The organism is Cerasicoccus sp. TK19100, assembly GCF_027257155.1.
Classification (GTDB): Bacteria; Verrucomicrobiota; Verrucomicrobiia; order Opitutales; family Cerasicoccaceae; genus Cerasicoccus; species Cerasicoccus fimbriatus.
This window is the reverse complement of sequence record NZ_JAPWDU010000005.1, coordinates 439604-455963: the sequence shown is the minus strand read 5'-3', so window position 1 is coordinate 455963 and position 16360 is coordinate 439604. Positions and strand designations below refer to the sequence as shown.

The following is a 16360-nucleotide window of genomic DNA, read 5'->3' as shown; positions in this document are numbered from 1 at the left end:
ATGAAAACCAATCGCCGCCCTGGTAACACCATTATGCTGGTGTTGATCATCGCCACCGCGCTGGGAGCCGTTGTGTTCGCAGCCCTGCGCCTGGTCCGCCACGAGTCCAGCCTCAACAAGCGCGCCAGCATGTATCACGAGGCACGCCTGGCTGCGGAAACGTTGTTGCAGGCCAGCTTTGCCGACCTGCAGGAGCGCTTCGACAACCGCGTGGCATTCCCGGTCGATGAGCTATCGCCCAAGAAGAATCCCCTCGGCGTGCCAGCGGAATTCATCACCCGCTACGTGGGGGATGTCAATGCGCCCAACACCAATTTGCTCAACCCATCAGTCACCACCTATGCCACCATGGACGCCTACAACAGCGAGCCGGTCGAGGTCATCGGCGGGCCCGTCCAGCAAGGCACCTGGCGCTTCATCGACCCACGGATTCCCGGCAACGAAAACGACCCGCTCGCCGGCACAATGACCTTTATCCGCGCCGTGGAAATCCTGGCCAAGGCCACCGTCAACCGCAAGGGCTGGACCGATGAAAACGGCTCCACGGCCTACACCCGCCAGCTGCTTGAGGTCCGCGACGCCCCCCTCTTTGCCCATGCCATTTTCTACAACTTGCCGATGGAAATCGCCCCGGGGCCGACCATGAATATTTATGGCAACGTCCACTCCAATGGCGACATGTTCATCCAGTCCAACAGCGGGCTCACGTTCCACAACAAAGTGACAGCTGCGGGTGACATCTTCCACGGTCGCCGTGGCGAGTCCGGCCAGGGCAACAGCAACGGCGACGTGAAGTTTACCAACCGCGACGGCAAGCTGATTTCCATGAAGGAAGACAGCACTTGGGAAAAAGAAGCCCGGGATTTGCACAGTGGCGATTGGCTGATCAGCACCGCGAACAACTGGGCCTCCATTGCCAGCCAACTCTTTGATGGCAACCTGCTCAACAAAGCGCACGGCATCAGCGCGCAGAACCCGGTTGGCGTCATGGATTACGTGGAAGATACCAACTCCGGCACCTCGGCCAAGGAGTCGCTCAACTACGCTTACCAGCTCATTCAGCCAACACTGAAAAAAGCCGACCTCGCCATCCCCGACAAAGTCACCAACCCCACTGGCTATCAGGCCGCGATCGAGCGCAACGAAGTGGAGAAGCAAAAGTTTTCTTACAAGGCCGGGCTCACCGTCTCCGTCAGTGCCACGGGGAACGTCAGCATGTATAGCTACCAGCGCGATGGCGACGGCAACCTCACCTACGATGCCGCCGGCAATCCGAAAAAGACTGTCATTGAACCCAAAACTAGCTTTGTTTCCGTAAAGAAATTTGCGAGCACCGGCAGCGGTAGCAGCGAGACCGTCACTTCCGGCCTGCACGACAAGCGCGAAGGCGCGGATCTGAATATTGTCGATGTCGACGTCGGTCAGCTGCGCACCATCGTGCACAACAACGACAGTAGCGATTGGTCGAGCGGTGGTCAGCCCGCCAGTTGGTGGAACGGCGTAGTTTACGTCGAGTTCCCCCAGCAAAACGCCACCACCACCCGCAAAGACAATGTTAACCCCGCCATCGAAGGCTGGGGCGTGAAGCTGACCAACGCCAAGGAAATCCCCAACCCGAGCTATGGCCAAAGCAAGGGCGTCTATGGCACCAGCTTTGCCACCAACCAAGCAATGTACGTGCAGGGGCACTACAATGCGGATGGTAATGCCAGCACCGGCTCGCCCACCGAGCCGGACTCATCCAGTAATTTTGCCAAAACCAACGGCGAGGCACCCTCTGCCCTCATTGCCGACGCAGTCACCTTCCTGAGCACCAATTGGTCGGACGCCAACAGCGCCAAAGGCCAGTCCAGCCGTAACGCGTCGAGCTTTACCGAAGTCTCCGCCGCCGTGCTGACCGGTCTGGTGCCATCGGGCAAAACCGGTTCGAAATCCTACAGTGGCGGGGTGGAAAACTTCCCGCGCTTCCTGGAAAACTGGGGCGGCAAAACGTTCCGCATCCGCGGCTCACTCGTCGCCCTGTTCGAGAGCGAAGTCGCCAACGAGCGCTGGGGCAAAGGCGATGTTTACAGTGCCCCCAACCGCAACTGGGGCTTTCACGAAAAGCTGGGCGAAGGCTTCTACCCTCCCGGCACGCCGAGTACACGCACCTACCGTGGCCGTGATTACCGCGACTTGACTGCGGCTGAATACGAGAGCGCCATTGCGAAGATTAAGTCTGAAATGCCTTCCAGCAGCTAGTATGAATCGACTGTTCGCCCTCACATCTCTGGCCCTGTTCACGGCGCTGCCGATCAGCTTGCCCGCTGCCCCGGTTTACCCGATGACGGCGAAGATCGTTACCGAAAAACTGGAGGCCGTCGAGCTGCCGCGCATCCGACTTTCCGGCAAGCAGGACATCCAGATGGACTATTACGACGCCTTGGAAATCGCCAAGCCAAGTAACGAGTCGATGCTGCTCAAGCATCGCTTTTTGCCGAATCAGGAAATCTCGTTGACCATCTTTAACGGCTCAGAATTGCAAGGCGGCGTAAGCGTGGAGAGCGTCGCCCGCTACCTGCGCCGCAAAAGCGAGGAGGCCGCGCGCAACAAGCAGTTTTTCGAAATCATCACGCAGCCTGAAGGCGGTGAAGGCCCAGCCAAAATCCGCTTCCTCGGGGCCAAGCCCATTACCATCGAGTACGCCCTCACCCGCGATATTGATGGCAAAGTCGTTCGCTGTATCATCCTCGAAAGCTGGGCACAAATGGACGGCCAGACCTACCTGCTGCGCATTGAAGCACCGGAAGATCGCTACCAGCAATTCTTCGGCCTCAGCAAAAGCCTCGCTGGCAGCATGTATTTCGTCGAGTAGGCTAACGGGCCGCCAGTTCCGCGGCGAGTCGGCCACTGGTCAGCACCAGCGGCATGCCACCTCCTGGATGCGCCGAACCACCGGCAAAGTATAAGCCCTTCGCCGGGCCACGGATGCCCAGACGCAAAAACGCCGAGCGCCGGTCATTCGACGCTGGCCCGTAAATCGCGCCACGCCAGGCACCGTATTCGTCGCGCAAAAATGTGGGCGGCAAACTCTCGCGCCATAGCACGCGCTCTTCGCGGAACCACGGTAAGCGCCCGGCAAGCGTTGCGCGCACTTGTGCATCGTAGTCCTCCGGCCAATCGGGCGAGCGCTGGGTGTCCGGCGCATTGACCAAGACAAACCACGCCTCCTTCCCCGCAGGTGCCTGGCTAGGATCAATCTTGCACGGCGCGGCGATATAAATCGTTGGATCGCGCAGCGGCTGCGGGGCGTCAAAGAGATCGGTGAACTCCTGCCGGTAATCCTCGTTGAAGAAGATATTGTGGCAGGCCAGCGCCTCACATTCGCCATCGATGGCCAGCAGTTGCACGCCCCCGCTGCTGGAGGCCTCACGCGGCTCCCATTGCGCCCGCCATTTCGGCGAATTCGGATGCTCGCGGAACAGATTACCCGTCAGCGCCCCCACCCCGTCGGCGTTAATCACGACCCGGCTGGCGGCCAGGGTTTCGCCATCAGCCAGGCGCACACCGTTGGCGCGACCGTCGTTAAACAAAACCGTGTCGACCGGCGCATTGGTTCGCAGCTCCACGCCGAGCTCGCCAGCGAGCTTGGCCAGCGCCTGCACCAGTTGGTAAATGCCCCCCTGAATGTGCCACGAGCCAAAGGCCATCTCCACGTAGCTGATCACGTTAAACGTCGCTGGCGTGCGCCAAGGGTCCGATCCGTTGTAGGTCGCGTAGCGGGAAAACAGCTGCCTGAGCTCTGGCGCGTTAAAGTAGTGCTCCACCGCCTGTCGCAGCGTCCAAGGCCGCATCGCCGCCAGGCCCGCCAAGGCGTGTTTGGGCCGGATTTGCAAAGCCAGAGACGGCTCCAGCCGGTTGAAAAGAAACAGCGGCCCGCTGACCTCCCACAGGTCGCGGCAATACTTCATGAAGCGGTCAAAGCCGTCCACGTCGGTCGGGAAATCCTGCGCCACCGCATCGCGAAAGCTTTCCAGGGAGCCCGGCGCGTCGAAGGTCCGCCCATTGGCAAAGAAGTACCGACAGGCCGGTGTTACCCGGGTAAACTCCAGGTAGTCCTCACGGCGCTTGCCGACCTTGGCAAACAGCTCGTCGATGACGAAGGGCATCGTGAGCAGCGAGGGCCCGGTGTCGAACTGAAAGCCCTTCCATTCGCGCAAGTTGCACTTGCCCCCGAGGCGCTCGTTTTTCTCCAACAGGATGACGCGCCTGCCCGCGTGCGCCAGGTGGATCGCGGCGCTCAGGCCGCCCAAGCCACCACCGACCACGATTACCGGATCGGCCATGGCTTACTCGATGTTTTGCACCTGCTCGCGAATGCGCTCCAGCTCATTCTTGCACTCGATGACCAACCGGGTGATTTCCAAATTGTTCGCCTTGCTGCCGATGGTGTTTACCTCGCGGTTGATCTCCTGGCACATGAAGTCCAGCTTGCGGCCAATGGGCTCGCCGCTCTTCATCGTTTCGTGGAACTGCGTCAAATGGCTGGCCAATCGGGTAAGCTCCTCCTCCACGTCGCAGCGGTCGGCAAAGATGGAAATTTCCTTGAGCACGCGCTCGTCTTCCAACTCCAGTTCGAGGCCCGCTTTTTTCAAACGCTCCATCAAAGTCTCGCGGTAGTATTCGACGCTCTTGACGGCCAGGCCGGAGATTTCCGTGCGCCAATTTTCCATCTGCTCCAGACGTTGGCGAATGTCCTCAGCCATCGCTTCGCCTTCGGCGGCCCGCATTTGCGCCAGGGAGTCCAGCGCCTCGCTCAACGTGCCGGCAATGACATTCCACGCGTCTTCCCAGTCGATATCGACCTGGTTTTCCTGCGTGTAGGCGGCCAATCGCAGCCAAAAGCTGGCATCAGCCTGCAGATTGCCACCCGCGATCTTTTGCAGTTCCTTAAAGCGCTCTTGGATGATTTTGGCATCCCACTCCGTCTCGGGGCCGCTCAGGGCGCGCAGTTGTAGCTGGATGTGGAATTTGCCTCGGCTAAAGCGGCCGCGCACCTGCTCAGCGATTACGCGCTCCATGCCCTGCCATTCGCGCGGCAGTGAGGAGGTCAGCTCCAGGTTCCGGCGGTTGACGGAGGAAATCTCCAGCGAGGCAAGTCGGCCCAGGCATTCCACCTGAGCGCGCCCATATCCAGTCATCGAGTTCATGAGCAGGACGCTAATGCCTCGCGCCCGCAGCGCAAGGAGGAACGCGCATTTTGCATTGCCAGCTTGGCGCGATTTGCTAGAACGTTACCATGCCTAACAACAATGCTATTTGCCGGTTGCTCAAAATCGTGCTGTGCTTGTCGTGTGCTTCTCCCGCGTTCGCTCTCTATAATAATGGCTGCTTGATCGCCTGTCCCGGAGAAAAAGATTTAGCGGACACCTGGCTCGTGCAGGTAATACCGCCGCTTGAGATCAGGCAGCCAGAAGCGCCCAAGGAAACACAGTCAACGAAAGCTCCTGAGATCGATGCCTTCACCGGCGAGATACGCTTCCCTAGCCTGAATGCTCAGGATACGACCTTTGACGTGCCAGAAACCGATTTTTCCCATTATGGAAAAGCTTTTGGTTCCGATAAATAAACATACCCCTCCCTGTTTCGGATTTTCCAAAGGCGCACTGTAGAAGTTTCTCAACCTATTTCCCAACCCTATGATCAAAAAAGAACTTTCCTTCGCGGTCGCCAAAGTCCTCATTGCCGCAGCTTGGGTGGACGGCGTCGTACAGCCCGAGGAAGACCGTTTCCTGCGCGACTTCATTACGCGCATGCCCGGTATCGATGATGACGCCTGGGAGCAGCTTACCCCCCTGCTGGAGCGCCCGATCTACGAAGCCGAGCGCATTCGCATGTTGCGCGACATGCGCCTGCTGATCGCCGACCAAAAGGACCGCCGCTTTGCCATCCAGGCCATCAATCAGCTCTTTATTTCCGATGGCGAAATCGCCCCCGAGGAAGAAGCCGCCGTCCAGCAAATGGTCAGCATCATCAACGGTGACGAGACCGCCGTTTACCAAGAAATGCTGAAGATGATTCAGCGCCTGGCCTCGTAGTTTTTAGTAGCCCGGCCCCAGAAGGTCGACTTTGCCCGCGGGCCACTTAGCGCTAGCGGGATAAACGATCACATGGTCATTCCACCATGGATTTTGCTCCGGCTCCTCCGCGTGGGAGTTGACGAATACATTGCCCACCGTGCAAGCGCCCAGGCGGCAATAGAAGTCCGGCACCCCCGTTTGATAGAGGGATAGCTCGTAGCGCCCGTCGTCGACCGGAGCCAAGGCCAGCCGCACAATATCCGCGCCCATGCCACTACCACGCAGATCGGGGTCCACACAAACGCCAGCCAAGGCCAGCACTATGCGCTCCTCCCCATCGATGCTCACCTTACGCGCAAAGGTCTGCGCCGACGCTACGGCCCGTTCGCCCTGCCAGATCACGTAGATCGTCCAATCCGGCTTGAGCGGGTCCGAGCCACGCAGGCGCTCAACCATTTCACGAGGTTCGCCAACATTCTCTGGCCAAACGCGCTTGAGGAGATGCGCGATGGCAAGCCTCTGTTCGTCGGTCAGCGTTTCGGGGGCATGGGGCGTGATTTCTGGCATGGTAAATTAAGCACGAGTTGCAAGATGAGGTGCCAGTTGAGCAATCAACTCACGGGCGACATCGGTCTTGCTCGCCGGACCGATTCGCACCAGCGAGCCGTCTTTTCCGATGAGCGCGATTTCGTTGTGGTCGGATTCAAAAGCACCGCCGGCGGCGACGGAGTTCGCGCAGATAAAATCGAGGTTCTTCGCGGCCAGCTTTTTACGCGCGTAGTTTTCCACGTCCTGCGTCTCTGCCGCAAAGCCGACCACCACTTGGCCCGGTTGCTTGGTCGCGGCAACGGTCTTTAAAATATCCGGCGTCGGTTCGAACTCAACGGTCCAGCTAATGGCGTCTTTCTTCACCTTGTGCGCGGCGGCCTGCTTGGGGCGCATGTCGCAAACGGCGGCAGTCTTGATCAATACATCGCACTTTGGAAAACGACGCTGCACCGCGGCCAACATCTCCTCGCCGGTCACGACCTTTTCCAGCTCGACGTCTTCGGGTGCTGCCAACGCCACGGGGCCACTGACCAGCTCCACCGTCCAACCAAGGGCGCGCGCGGCTTCCGCGATTGCGTAACCCATTTTGCCGCTGGAGGGGTTGGTAATGAAGCGCACCGGGTCGAGCCACTCCCGCGTGGGACCAGCAGTAATCAGGCATCGAATGGGCCGCGCGTCACTCATGCCACTCACGATTGACGCCCTTCGCCGCTTGGCAATGCCTATTTGAGGATTGACTACGTTGCTTGTCGGGGCGATCACCCTCCGCATGCCGCAGCCACAGCGCGAAAACCTTCTGGCCAACATTGGCTTCAACCTGATTCTGCCCGTGTTGATCCTCAACAAGGGGAGCAAGTGGCTGCCTTCGCTGGACCCGGCCCTGATCATGGTGCTGGCACTGGTCTTCCCGGTGGGCTATTTCATCTTCGACTACCAGAGGCGCAAAAAGGCCAACCTGGTCTCGATCCTGGGCGCGGTCGGCGTGCTGCTAACCGGCGGCATTAGCCTGATGAAGCTCAACCCGATGGTCTTTGCCATCAAGGAAACCCTGATGCCTCTCCTGATCGGTGTGGCCGTAGTCGTCTCCACGAAAACGAAGAATCCGCTCATCCACGCGCTGCTCTACAACCCGGAAATCTTCGACATTGAGAAGATCGAAAACCGCCTCGACACCACCGAGAAAAAGACCGCAATGCAGAAGCTGATGCTTGGCTGCACATGGATCATTGCGGCATCGTTTTTGATCAGCGCAGCGCTGAACTTCTTCCTCACGCGCATCGTGGTAAAAACCGATCCACGCATCGACCAAGCCGCCTACAATGCAGAAGTAGGCACCCAGTATTGGATGAGCATTGTCGTGATCGGTGCCTGCACCCTCCCCATCACCCTCTACGCGATGTGGAAGCTCTTCAAAGGCATCGAAAAACTGACTGGCCTCAAGGTCGAGGAGGTCATGCACGGTGCCGAGCAGCCCAAAGACAAAGCCGAAGAAAACGACGTCAAGTAAGCGCGGTTACATTACCGTAATGGATTAAGTTCCAGTGGCTCAACACAGCGCTGAACGTTTTTAGCAAACGATTGCCAAGGTATCTTTAGACGGATAAGGCGCACTTTATCTTTGCATAAGGTCAGCGGAGAGGCATATCCATTTCCCATGCCTGATACCGCCCCGAATCTCGTCATTGTTATCAACCACTGGACCATGTGGAACCAGCTAAACGCCGACGGCGAGCCCTGGTCGGCCGAGGAGCGCATGGACGCCGTCGCCAAGGCCGGTTTTGAGGCCTTCACCTGCCCGTCGGACATCCCCGGTCTCCAGGCATCGCTCAACCAACATGGCCTGCGCTTCGCGGCAGCCTTTGACTGCACCCGTGTGGAGGAATTCGAGCCCAAGATCGCGGCCGGCCTCGCCATCGACGATGGCCCAATCAACGTCCAACTAGGCAACCACGACACGCCGATTGAGGACGCGATCCAGCTAACCATTGCCCTCATGGAAACCGCCGAACGCCTCGGCGCGGATGTCCATCTGGAGATGCACCGCGACACCTGCACCGAGACCCCGGAAAAGGCCTACGCCATCGCCGAGGGCTACAAGGCGATCAAGGGCGTTTACCCAAAGATCAATTTCGACTTCTCGCATCCGGCCTCCGTCAAGCACCTTGGCCCGCACAACTACATCGAACGTCTGTTTGAGAACGTGCCGCTTTTCCAGCAATCGACGCTCTGGCACATGCGTCCGTTTAACGGCCACCACTGCCAAGTTCCCGTCACCGATGGCCAGGGCAATTTTTCGCCGGAATACGAGGACATGCGCCCGTTCATCAAGCAGGCCTTCGCGCATTGGCTGGCCGGCCCGCAACCACGCGGCGAGCTGTGGGTCTGCCCCGAGCTGGGCCCCAAAATCGGCTACGGCCTCAGTTGCTTCCCCGACAGCTGGGAAGACTCCATTGTTTTGGGCAATGACATTCGCAAAATTTGGAATGAGTGCCTTAATACTTAGGTTATAAAACGCATCACCAATTAATTCCCCATTATGAAGGACAAGAAAATCGGATTCGTCGGCCTCGGCCGCATGGGCGGCAACATGGCCCGCTGCCTCAACGACAAAGGCTACAACGTAGCCGAAGTCTTTGACATCAATGCCGATGTCGCGCGCGAAATCAGCGAAGAAGTCGGCGCGAATGCCTCGGCTAAACTGGCCGACGTTACCGCCGGGTCGGACATCATCATCACCGTCGTCACCAACGACGCCGCGATGGACGCGATTTTCTACGGCGAAGACAACCTCTTCACCAACGCCAAGGGCAAGGTCTTTATCAACTGCGCCACGCTGACACCCGCCGTGCAGCAAAAGCTGGCCAACGCCGCGCAGCATGTCGGCGCACAGTGCCTGGAAGCCTGCATGGCCTCCTCCATTCCGCAGGCGCGCAACGGCGAGCTGTTCCTCATGATCGGTGGCGATGAGGCCCTCTTCAACGCCAACAAGCCGCTGCTCGACGACATCAGCAAGGCGCTACACTACGTCGGCCCGGCGGGCAAGGCCTCCGAGGTCAAGGCGCTCGTCAACATGGTCATGAACATTAACACCGCCGCCCTCGCCGAAGGCCTGGGCATCGGCCAGGCGCTCGGGCTCGACCTCGAAATGCTCTGCAATGTCTTCAGCCAAACCGGCGCTAACTCACGCGTTCTCGAAACCGACTCTGAGGACATGATTAAGCGCGACCACGACTGCTTCTTTTCCGCCGCGCACGCCGCGAAGGACTCCGGCATTGCGCTCGCTCTGGCCGAGGCAAACGGCATCGCTGCCCCGCTGGCCAAGGCCACGCTCGATCAATACACCAAGATGACCGAAATGGGCCTTGGTGAGCTGGATAAATCCGGCATCGCCGAATTGACGTTCAAGGGCCGCGCCTTAGGTTAACCCATGAACGAAACGATCAAGAATTCTGCTGGCGAGCAGTTGGACTATCTGTTCACGGCCGGCCAAGGTGAGAAAGTTGCCGGCTGGATCGTCGTGCTGGGCCACGGCGTCACCGGTAACCGCGAGCGCCCCGTCATCGCCGACACCGCTACCGCGTTGAACGAAGCTGGCTTCGATACCCTCGCCTTTTCCTTTGCCGGCAACGGCACCTCGGAGGGAGACTTCCGCGACGCCACGATCACCAAGGAAGTTGGCGACCTAACGAGTGTCCTAGACGCCGTCTCCGGCAGCTACGCAAACATATGTTATGTCGGGCACAGCATGGGTGGCGCTGTCGGCGTCATCCAGGCCGCAAAGGATGATCGCATCAAGGCATTGGTCTCTCTCGCGGGTATGGTCGACACCAAGGCATTTGCCGAAACCGAGTTCGGCGAAGAGACTCCCGATGAGGGATTGATGTGGGAGGATGAAGACTGCCCGCTCTCATCCGCCTACATGCAGGATTTGTGCGAAACGGTGGTCAGCGTCCTGCCGCAAGCTCAGCAGGTATCGGCCCCTTGGCTGCTTTTGCATGGGACGGCGGACGACGTTGTCCTGCACCGTGACACGGAGTCCATCGTCGCAGCGAAGGGCAACGCTGTGAAAGCAGTTTTCATCGACGGTGCCGACCACAGTTTCAACGAACCGGCACACAAGCAACTAGCGACTAAATCCGTGGCCAGTTGGCTGCGCGAAGTAGTAAAATAATCAGAGCCCAACAAATCGCGAAATACACTTATCCGCGATTAAGCTGTCCAAAAATCGGAATTAATGGTGTTATCGCGGTGGGTGATCCGATATTAGCTGGTTAGCCTAGTCTAAAGGCGGCAAGATGAATTAACTCGACTAAATCACACTAGTGATTGATAATCGACGCTTAGTCAAACGCTTGCCCCATGAAAAAACCACGGAAACACCATACCCCGGGTCGCCGACCAGGCTTTGCGCTAATCATTGCCCTAAGTCTGATGGCGCTGATGGTCCTGCTCACCGTCAGCCTGTCGACCATGGTCCAGGTGGAGCTCTCGACGACTAGTCATCAAATTGGAGTGGAAAGAGCTCGTCAGAACGCAATGTTCGGGATGCAGGTCGCACTTGGCCAATTGCAAAAGCATGCGGGTCCGGACCAACGAGCCACCGCCACCGCCGATGTCTACTACTCCGACCCGGATAACGTGGATCTGGATACCGCCGTCTGGTCAGACTTCAAGGAGCACCTGCGCTCTAAAATGAAGGATGCGGTGGATCTTTCGCGCGACACCTATCACTACCAAAATCCCACTTACATGACGCAGAACGAACGCAAAGTGTTCGTGGATTCAATTAATGCCGAATGGAATAACAATCCCGACCTCCAACCTCGCTGGGTTGGCGTTTGGGATACCAGCATCCGATACAACGGAACTGACAGCGATACCGTCACGGATTCCGGATATCATATTCGCGACCGTGTCCTGGATGAACACCAACCCGTCTGGCTGGTGAGCGGATTTGATGATGAAAACCGTAAGCTGGTAACGCCAGTCAATCTAAGCGGCGTAAGCGAAACGGTGACGATTGTAGACACCCAAAGCGTACCAGACCCCAATGACACCTCACCCAACGGAGGCATGGCAGCAGATGGTTTAAGTGGCATCGTCAAGGTTCCCAAGGTGGGAATATATGATGCCAATGGCGTAGCGTCGGGCGCATACGCCTATTTCGTGAGTGATGAAAGTCAGAAGATCAACGTGACACTCCGGGATCAGTTTTCCGGTGCAACTCCCGGTGGTGAAGAATATGTGCGACGTTTAATTTCGCCCCAGCGCAGCGGCTTAGAGGGAATGAGCTATTTCGACACCGCATTCGATGATACCCCGTGGGATGTGCATGACGACCAGTTTGACACGATGGCCTCACTCTTTCAGTTGCCGCTCATCTCGCCGGATTCCAGCACTCAAAAGAACATTTCTGATTCATTGAAGCGGCAATTCCATTCGATCTCCACCAACTCCATTGGTATCTTTACCGATTCAGCTAGAGGCGGGCTTAAAAAGGACCTGACTCATTATTTTCAGACCGGAAATGGACTGAATGATAACGACCCGATCGCCGATCCTACTCTCTACGAAAATGACAGCCGTATTGGTGCCAGCGATGGCGGGTTTCCAGCAAGTGACTTGAACATCCCGCAGTGGGGACAGTTAAAAGAATGGGTAAACAATGTATCGGACAACTCCAGTGATCCAGTCCAAGTGACTGCGGACACTCGCCCGATGTTGATGCAATTTCGATTATTCTACGGCTTTTCCAGAAGCGGCGCGACGGTGAAGCTCCACGTATTACCAATCCTGGTGCTGTGGAATCAATTCGATGCGCCACTAGAGGCGGCGACATACCGCGTGCAACTGAAGACGCGCTATGTCATGGACAACGTTCGTGTGGCGACAAAGCTAAAAGTCAAAGCAGGAGCGACTGAGCCCTACAAGCATGATGATTTCATCGATCTGGATGCTAATCCGGAAGACAACACGGACGGTTTTACATTATACATCCCGGCGACTTCAGCAGACTACCACGGTGCATTACCCCCCAAAGGCGCTGTCATTAACGAAACAGATGATAAGGAGCCGAACTACTTGCGCTTTCGGGAGGCATTTTTCATTCGATCGCTCAATCCTCAGGATCTGGACGCAAACCAATTCCTGTCCAAGGATAATCAGAGAATACAGGGCGTCACGCTGAATGACCACGACAACGATCCCCTGACTCCGCTGGCACTGACATACGACTACATCGATAATGTGCCCACCTATATGTACACCCCGTTTCCCCTGGATGAAGACAATGAGCCCGTTGCCCTGGAATTTGTTTTTACCACAAGCTTTGAGGCCGGAGAGCATTTGATATTCACCCCCGTCGCTGACCAAAATTTGGACATTTCGGATAACCCGATTCAAATCGATCTGGAAAACGAATTTCTCAGCACGGGACCTGATGGCCAGGCCACCATTGATTTGTTTACCATCAATGGCCCCGCAACGGGTCCCGACGAGCGGATGAAAATCCATCAAGACCTCCTCACGGGTAGCTTATCCGGTGAAGCCAGAAATACCTTCGTCAAGGGCAGCAATGCCAACTTCGTTTTTAGCATGCTTGCCGACGATGAACTCATCCTTGCGGAGTCAGAGTATGGCTCCATGACACTTGGCGGCATTCGAGGTCATTTTTCAATACACGGAGGGCGGCCAAGGGCGAGTGAGGGCACACTCAATACCGACTTGAATGCAGATGGCGATACGAAGGACACTGTCGACGTTGCCACCTATCCGGCGACTAGCGGCAACGTGACTGAAGCCATCGAAAGCTATCCCTACTTCTGGCGATGGCTATATCACGACTATGGGATTGGTGTCCTTATCAATGAGTCCTATGAAGATCAACTCGCAGCGACTTCCATCCCCGGCGCAATTAATGATCCATCCATTGGCTCGAACGCCGCAGACATGGATAACCCGAATAACCCAAATTCGCCCATCGTCGCAGCGGCCATCTTCAAGATGGAACCCATTGCCCAGGATGCGAAGTGGAATAACGATGGCAAAGGATCCCTATCGAACTTCTATCGCGCTTTTGGCATCTATAACCTTTCGGCGAAGCAGTTGCAGGTCAATTCAGACATCGAGTTCTCTCGCGGCCAGTTTGGCAGCAACAACGAAGACGGTTTTGAACGCCCCACTGTTTTCCAGGCAGTTTCCATTCATAGCGGAGGCTACGGACCGGATATGAGGAGCGTAGGCGGTGCCAACAGTCCTTATGGCAGCATGCCGCCGTGGGACGATGAAATTTCCGACAACTCTTCAGGCAGAGCGCGCGCATTTAGCCTGATTGAGAATAAATTCCAGCCCGGTGGTAAATACAAAGCCCACTCGATTATGCCATTGCGCGCGGTGAACCGAAATCCGGATGATGTGCTCTCCATCGCCCAGCTCGCCCAGGCAAACATTGCACCCTACTTCTGGCAGCCGTCATTCGTCATTGGAAATTCCGAAGCATCCCCATACGTAAGCCGCAGCTCTATCACCGGCATTCATCGAACCATTTGGGATGATAAGGGTGGCTCCAACAACAAAGGCGAATGGGTCAGTGGAGTAAATAACCATGGTGGCTTCACCAAATACCTCGGAACTGATCGCGAGATCGATGTCCCGGCAAACACCATGGTCGATTTATCATATTTGATGAACGATGCCCTGTGGGATAGCTACTTCCTCTCTTCCATCCCGCAAACTGGCGACATATCAGCCGAAATAAGTGGACTCGAATCGCTACCACATAGCACTTATAAATTCCGGGATGATATCCTGGTCACAGAAGACAGAGTCCGAGATTTCGATGGCGCCGCTCGCTACTTATATAACTTGGGAAGCTTCAATGTGAATACGACCTCGGTCGATGCATGGAAGGCATTCCTAACGGCCTTCCGTGGCCTAACGCTTGAAGGCCAAGATAGCGCGTATGACAATCTAGGCAACATGACAAATCCAGCGGATACGTCACCCGTGGCCCACTCAACGACCCCATTGGCGGGTCCTGTTCATTTCGATCCCGAAAACCCAGACTTATCAACGTTTGGTGCCGTAAATTCCGAGCGTGACTACATACGTATTTTGGGAGGCTTCCGTTACTTGAGCGATCCCATGATCGAGGCACTGGCCGAGCGCATTGTTGATGAAATTCGTTTTCGAGGTCCCTTCATGAGTTTGTCTGATTTCGTGAATCGCCGTTTAGTCGAGCCAGATGGCTTTAACCGCACTGGCAGCGCTTACATGGTCGCGCGCACTCAATCAGACTCATCTGCTAATGGCGCTGGTACCAACGGATTTATGCCAAACACCTACGACCCATGGCCTGGGCTGACTGGTATCAACGGTGCCCTGCAGCGCGCGATTAACCTGTCCGGCATCAATGGCGGTCATAACTACATCGACGGCGTCGAGACTGACCAGGGGAATACCGAAAACGGCTTGGACTGGGTGTATCGAGCCCTCCCTGAGAAAGCTTTTGATTCTTCGACGGGTAAGTATAACGAATCAAATGGCACTGCTTTTACCCAGTATGGTGCACTACGCTGGTTTCTGGACACAGAGCACATGGCCGGAGCGCCGGCTGGGGAACAAGGCCATTACTTCTCGCATTCACCGGGCTTCATCAGCCAAGCTGACATTCTGTCGATGATTGGCTCGAAGCTTACTGCACGGGGTGACACATTTAAGATCCGGTCATATGGCGAAGCGAAGAATCAACTAACCGGAGAAGTCATTGCAACCTGCTGGCTAGAAGCACTCGTGCAAAGACTTCCCGATCCGGTCCACGACGCAGATGGAGACTGGGAGCCTGATGATGATTTCGGGCGTAAATTCAAGATTGTTGGATTTCGCTGGTTAACCGATGAACAGATCTAACCCCTTTCAATACCGAATCCGAATATGACCTTTATGGAATCTCTCCGAACGCTCTTTGCAACCTTCCTGCTTTACTCAGTCTGCTGCCTTTCAGTTTGGGCCCAGGACATCGTTCCTGAAGAAATGACGCGGCCAGAGAAAGAGTTGCCCACCGTTCGCTTGCAGCCAATTTTATTTTTCAACCACGAGCTTCCCGAAATGTATTATTTGGACGGCTATAATCAGTTCAAAAAACTATCGGTTAGCAAGAACCGGCCAGGTGCCCAGCAAAAAGTTCAGTTAGACGGCGGAGGATTCAGCCTGTATCGTAAGCAGGTTATCGAAGGCGTGACGAAGATGAGTAGAATCATCACGTTCCCCTATTCATCGAAGGCCGGGTCTGCGTATTTATTCTTTTATGCCGATGAGAATGGTGGCCTGAAATACCAGGTAGTGGAAGACTCAGCGGGTAAACATCCAGCTCAAACGGTTCGTTTTATCAATCTGACCGACAATGACATTATCGCCTTGGTCAACGATAAGACATATTCCCTTTCTCCGGGGGATGACAAAACGTCGCCTGAAGTGGGTGAGAACAACTTCCGCTTTCGCCTTTCCTATGCAATGAATGAAGGGGGCAAGTTCTTACAATATACTCCGGTGAAATTGTATAAATTCATCACCCCGAATTCGCGCGCGCTTATGGTCGTTTCCTACCAAATGGATGAAAAGGAAAATGACGGTAGCGGTCGCAGAGAAAAATACTGGCGCCCTTACATGATGAGCGCGATTACAAGGGTCCCCGAGAATAGCAATTGATCTCTGCCCAGCGGCGAGCCTGACAACAGGCAAGCCTTGGCAATAGA

Annotated in this window: 14 protein-coding genes; 10 read left to right on the top strand and 4 right to left on the bottom strand. The window is 56.2% G+C overall.

Translation table 11 applies throughout. The features are described 5' to 3' along the window. Complete coding sequence (locus O3S85_RS14385) at positions 1–2241, top strand: hypothetical protein (protein ID WP_269541230.1); 2241 nt, start codon at positions 1–3, stop codon at positions 2239–2241. A gap of 1 nt (position 2242) precedes the next feature. Continuing rightward, positions 2243–2854, top strand: coding sequence for a hypothetical protein (locus O3S85_RS14380; protein ID WP_269541227.1), 612 nt, complete (start codon positions 2243–2245; stop codon positions 2852–2854). A gap of 1 nt (position 2855) precedes the next feature. Here O3S85_RS14380 and O3S85_RS14375 read toward each other — a convergent pair whose 3' ends face one another. Next, positions 2856–4325 (bottom strand): phytoene desaturase family protein, encoded by a 1470-nt coding sequence (locus O3S85_RS14375; protein ID WP_269541225.1) that lies wholly within the window; start codon positions 4323–4325, stop codon positions 2856–2858. A 3-nt stretch (positions 4326–4328) separates the two neighbouring features. Beyond that, on the bottom strand, positions 4329–5189 hold the full coding sequence (locus tag O3S85_RS14370) for a YicC/YloC family endoribonuclease (protein ID WP_269541222.1): 861 nt from the start codon (positions 5187–5189) through the stop codon (positions 4329–4331). A gap of 89 nt (positions 5190–5278) precedes the next feature. Between O3S85_RS14370 and O3S85_RS14365 the strand changes: the two genes are divergently transcribed. Next, on the top strand, positions 5279–5608 hold the full coding sequence (locus O3S85_RS14365) for a hypothetical protein (RefSeq protein ID WP_269541220.1): 330 nt from the start codon (positions 5279–5281) through the stop codon (positions 5606–5608). 70 nt (positions 5609–5678) lie between these two features. Beyond that, on the top strand, positions 5679–6077 hold the full coding sequence (locus tag O3S85_RS14360) for a tellurite resistance TerB family protein (protein WP_269541217.1): 399 nt from the start codon (positions 5679–5681) through the stop codon (positions 6075–6077). A 3-nt stretch (positions 6078–6080) separates the two neighbouring features. Here the strand turns inward: O3S85_RS14360 and O3S85_RS14355 are convergent, their stop codons facing one another. Both O3S85_RS14355 and O3S85_RS14350 read right to left on the bottom strand, forming a co-directional pair. Further along, positions 6081–6626 (bottom strand): GNAT family N-acetyltransferase, encoded by a 546-nt coding sequence (locus tag O3S85_RS14355; protein WP_269541214.1) that lies wholly within the window; start codon positions 6624–6626, stop codon positions 6081–6083. 6 nt (positions 6627–6632) lie between these two features. After that, entirely contained in the window at positions 6633–7292 is a 660-nt protein-coding gene (locus O3S85_RS14350) for a phosphopantothenoylcysteine decarboxylase domain-containing protein (RefSeq protein WP_269541213.1), read from the bottom strand. Between the two features lie 85 nt (positions 7293–7377). Between O3S85_RS14350 and O3S85_RS14345 the strand changes: the two genes are divergently transcribed. From O3S85_RS14345 to O3S85_RS14320, 6 genes are all read left to right on the top strand, one after another. Further along, the gene (locus O3S85_RS14345) at positions 7378–8115 is read left to right on the top strand and encodes a VC0807 family protein (RefSeq protein ID WP_269541211.1); all 738 of its coding nucleotides are present in this window, start codon (positions 7378–7380) and stop codon (positions 8113–8115) included. A gap of 147 nt (positions 8116–8262) precedes the next feature. Beyond that, complete coding sequence (locus tag O3S85_RS14340; protein WP_269541208.1) at positions 8263–9111, top strand: hypothetical protein; 849 nt, start codon at positions 8263–8265, stop codon at positions 9109–9111. 33 nt (positions 9112–9144) lie between these two features. Continuing rightward, positions 9145–10032, top strand: coding sequence for an NAD(P)-dependent oxidoreductase (locus O3S85_RS14335; RefSeq protein ID WP_269541206.1), 888 nt, complete (start codon positions 9145–9147; stop codon positions 10030–10032). Between the two features lie 3 nt (positions 10033–10035). Continuing rightward, on the top strand, positions 10036–10779 hold the full coding sequence (locus O3S85_RS14330) for an alpha/beta hydrolase family protein (protein ID WP_269541205.1): 744 nt from the start codon (positions 10036–10038) through the stop codon (positions 10777–10779). Between the two features lie 188 nt (positions 10780–10967). Then, a complete protein-coding gene (locus O3S85_RS14325) occupies positions 10968–15515 on the top strand; it encodes a hypothetical protein (protein ID WP_269541203.1) in 4548 nt (1515 codons plus the stop codon). Positions 15516–15548: 33 nt separating this feature from the next. Beyond that, positions 15549–16313, top strand: a complete 765-nt coding sequence (locus tag O3S85_RS14320) for a hypothetical protein (protein WP_269541202.1) — start codon at positions 15549–15551, stop codon at positions 16311–16313. Positions 16314–16360 lie beyond the last annotated feature (47 nt).

Coding starts and splice junctions, on each gene's coding strand:
- O3S85_RS14385 (WP_269541230.1), top strand. CDS start 1: ATGAAAACCAATCGCCGCCCTGGTAACACCATTATGCTGGTGTTGATC.
- O3S85_RS14380 (WP_269541227.1), top strand. CDS start 2,243: ATGAATCGACTGTTCGCCCTCACATCTCTGGCCCTGTTCACGGCGCTG.
- O3S85_RS14375 (WP_269541225.1), bottom strand. CDS start 4,325: ATGGCCGATCCGGTAATCGTGGTCGGTGGTGGCTTGGGCGGCCTGAGC.
- O3S85_RS14370 (WP_269541222.1), bottom strand. CDS start 5,189: ATGAACTCGATGACTGGATATGGGCGCGCTCAGGTGGAATGCCTGGGC.
- O3S85_RS14365 (WP_269541220.1), top strand. CDS start 5,279: ATGCCTAACAACAATGCTATTTGCCGGTTGCTCAAAATCGTGCTGTGC.
- O3S85_RS14360 (WP_269541217.1), top strand. CDS start 5,679: ATGATCAAAAAAGAACTTTCCTTCGCGGTCGCCAAAGTCCTCATTGCC.
- O3S85_RS14355 (WP_269541214.1), bottom strand. CDS start 6,626: ATGCCAGAAATCACGCCCCATGCCCCCGAAACGCTGACCGACGAACAG.
- O3S85_RS14350 (WP_269541213.1), bottom strand. CDS start 7,292: ATGAGTGACGCGCGGCCCATTCGATGCCTGATTACTGCTGGTCCCACG.
- O3S85_RS14345 (WP_269541211.1), top strand. CDS start 7,378: ATGCCGCAGCCACAGCGCGAAAACCTTCTGGCCAACATTGGCTTCAAC.
- O3S85_RS14340 (WP_269541208.1), top strand. CDS start 8,263: ATGCCTGATACCGCCCCGAATCTCGTCATTGTTATCAACCACTGGACC.
- O3S85_RS14335 (WP_269541206.1), top strand. CDS start 9,145: ATGAAGGACAAGAAAATCGGATTCGTCGGCCTCGGCCGCATGGGCGGC.
- O3S85_RS14330 (WP_269541205.1), top strand. CDS start 10,036: ATGAACGAAACGATCAAGAATTCTGCTGGCGAGCAGTTGGACTATCTG.
- O3S85_RS14325 (WP_269541203.1), top strand. CDS start 10,968: ATGAAAAAACCACGGAAACACCATACCCCGGGTCGCCGACCAGGCTTT.
- O3S85_RS14320 (WP_269541202.1), top strand. CDS start 15,549: ATGGAATCTCTCCGAACGCTCTTTGCAACCTTCCTGCTTTACTCAGTC.